The sequence below is a fragment of the Xenorhabdus santafensis genome (assembly GCF_033949405.1).
GTDB classification, from domain to species: Bacteria; Pseudomonadota; Gammaproteobacteria; order Enterobacterales; family Enterobacteriaceae; genus Xenorhabdus; species Xenorhabdus santafensis.
On record NZ_VCDN01000168.1, the window covers coordinates 1 to 2,364 of the forward strand.

3 protein-coding genes and 2 pseudogenes are annotated in these 2,364 nt (G+C 45.3%); 4 read left to right on the forward strand and 1 reads right to left on the reverse strand.

All coding sequences use genetic code 11. The features are described from left to right. The coding region (locus FE392_RS19585; protein ID WP_319931814.1) for a lysozyme at positions 1 to 382 on the forward strand (382 nt) is incomplete at its 5' end. Between the two features lie 107 nt (positions 383 to 489). Further along, complete coding sequence (locus tag FE392_RS19590) at positions 490 to 690, forward strand: Rz1 family lipoprotein (RefSeq protein ID WP_319931815.1); 201 nt, start codon at positions 490 to 492, stop codon at positions 688 to 690. 312 nt (positions 691 to 1,002) lie between these two features. Here FE392_RS19590 and FE392_RS19595 read toward each other — a convergent pair whose 3' ends face one another. Continuing rightward, positions 1,003 to 1,293 carry a hypothetical protein gene (locus tag FE392_RS19595; RefSeq protein ID WP_319931816.1) on the reverse strand — a complete coding sequence of 97 codons (291 nt, stop codon included), beginning with the start codon at positions 1,291 to 1,293 and terminating at the stop codon, positions 1,003 to 1,005. Positions 1,294 to 1,394: 101 nt separating this feature from the next. Between FE392_RS19595 and FE392_RS19600 the strand changes: the two are divergent. Both FE392_RS19600 and FE392_RS19605 read left to right on the forward strand, forming a co-directional pair. Beyond that, a pseudogene (locus tag FE392_RS19600) lies at positions 1,395 to 1,723 on the forward strand (HNH endonuclease). A 199-nt stretch (positions 1,724 to 1,922) separates the two neighbouring features. Beyond that, positions 1,923 to 2,294, forward strand: a pseudogene (locus tag FE392_RS19605) (P27 family phage terminase small subunit); the annotation flags it as partial. Positions 2,295 to 2,364 lie beyond the last annotated feature (70 nt).

Below are 2,364 nucleotides of genomic sequence, written 5' to 3' on the forward strand. Positions count from 1 at the left end.
GCAGGCTGAAGCATTCTTACATGATGATCTCCAACCTATTTACACCACATTAAAGCAATGGGTTAAAGTCCCCTTGAATCAAGGTCAGTTCGATGCCTTGTGCTCATTTATATTCAATTGTGGCAGCGGTAACTTTTTGGGCTCCACGTTATTGAAGAAGCTCAATCAAGGTGACTACACCGGCACAGCGGCAGAGTTTTCCCGATGGAATAAAGCAACAGGCAAGGTGATGCGTGGATTGGATAATCGCAGGGCATCAGAAGCCAGATGTTTTTATCATGAAGTTCAATTTCACCAAGGGTACGGTTATTGCGCTGATCATTGCTTCAGCAGCAGCCTTTTTATACCGCTCTGGATACAAGAAGCAACTCGGTATCAATAACGACCAGGTAACTGAAATCCAGCAACTAACTGACACCATTAATTACCAGAACACGCATATTGAAATGCTGCATGAACTGGATAGCAAACACACTCAGGAACTCGCCAATGCCAAGACTGAAATTGACACTCTTCGGGCTGATGTTGCCGCTGGTCGTCGCAAGCTGCGCATCAAAGCCAATTGACCCGTGCCTGAAACCACTCCCTCCGGCAGCGTGGGTAATGCAACCACCGTCGAACTCACTGGAGAAGCTGGATCAATTGTTCTCGATATCCGGGAAAGCATCATCAACGATCGAGCAAAATTAAAATATTTGCAGGAATATGTGAGGAATCAATGTCGATGAAACAGGATATTCAAAAATCATCGGTTAATATCATCTTTTGCTGTTTATTCTGGTTTTCAGAAATCGCCAAATTTCAGGAGAAAATAGAATTGCGATCAACACAAAAAAAAGCAAGATGAATTCAATTTCAAGTCCACCAACAAAGATGCCTAATACCAGAAACGCAGTCACCATCGCTCTAATTTCAGTGAGACAATCCTTTATTATTCTGATAAATAAGCGTTTAACCCATTGCCAAAACATAAGTAATATCATTGTTTATTGTGGTAACTGATTAATTGTGGGTATTTTGTTGTTCCGCTTCTTTGGCGATGGCAGTAATCAATTTTCTGTAATGAAAGAACCAAATGATAATGCCTGCAAACATACCGTAGAAAAGAGAAAAAAGGTATATAGGTCCACGATATTCCAGTAAGGCTCGAAGTGAATATTCTCCCCGAAATATTCTTTCGAATACGTCACTCAGAAGATAATCACGAAGCACTAATGCTACTGGTAATGCCAAGCCTAAGTATACAGTTAACCGTGAAAGCATAATGAGTTGAACCTTAGTCTCTTTTTTCATCCTGAATTATCTCCTTGATAGTTGAGAGCTAATGGTATCAGTAATTTCATCAATCTATCTGTTACGCAGGTGTTTTTTTTTTGCTATCTAGAGGCCAGAACATGCCACCCCGTGTCCCTCGAGCCTGCCGTAAGTCAGGCTGCCCCAAGATTACCACTAACCGCAGCGGCTACTGCACTGACCACCAGCACACAGGTTGGCAACATCACCAACAGGGCAAAAGCCGACACGCTCGCGGCTATGGCAGTCAGTGGGATAAGCTCAAAGTTTCAGTCAAACAACGGGATAACCATTTGTGCCAACACTGCTTACGGCAGGGACGAGCGGTCACAGGTACAAAGCGTATGGCGGCACTGATGAGCTGAGCAACTTGCAATTGTTGTGTGAAGCCTGCCATAGACAGAAGACCGCGACAGAGCGACTACGCTGAAGGTTGAGTGAATAATCATTTTCAGCGTAATCATCTTGAATTCCATCGTTACAAAGGGAGGGGCGGGTCAAATCTCTGCCACTCTTGTCCCAAGGGACTGCCACCTTGGGTCTTTTTTTATCCCCGCGAAAAATGAAATTTAAATCCGATACCTTTTTACCCCCTCTTTTACTGTTTTTAAACTCGGGAGGTGCTGTGTATGGCGGGAACGGCGGGCAAATCAGGTCGTCGCCCTAAACCGACGGCACGCAAGACACTGGCGGGCAATCCGGGTAAGCGAAAACTGAATCGGGATGAGCCGAGTTTTATCCCATTGACGAGCGTATCACCGCTGAATTGGTTTGCCGACAATGACATGTCGCTGGCCGTGGTGATGTGGGAGCTGACCAGCAAAGAATTATGTACGCAAGGGTTACTCTGCGTCACGGATCTCGCAGTATTGGAACGCTGGTGTGTGGCTTACCAGTTCTGGCGAAATACTGTAATAAATATCGCCCGGCAAGGGAATACGGTCACCGGTGCAACGGGTGGGCCAATTAAAAACCCGGAGCTGACCGCTAAAAAAGAGCAATAATCTGAAATGGATTCCACTGGTGCCATGTTGGGCTTAGATCCGAGCAGCCGTCAGGTAAGGTAAGAAG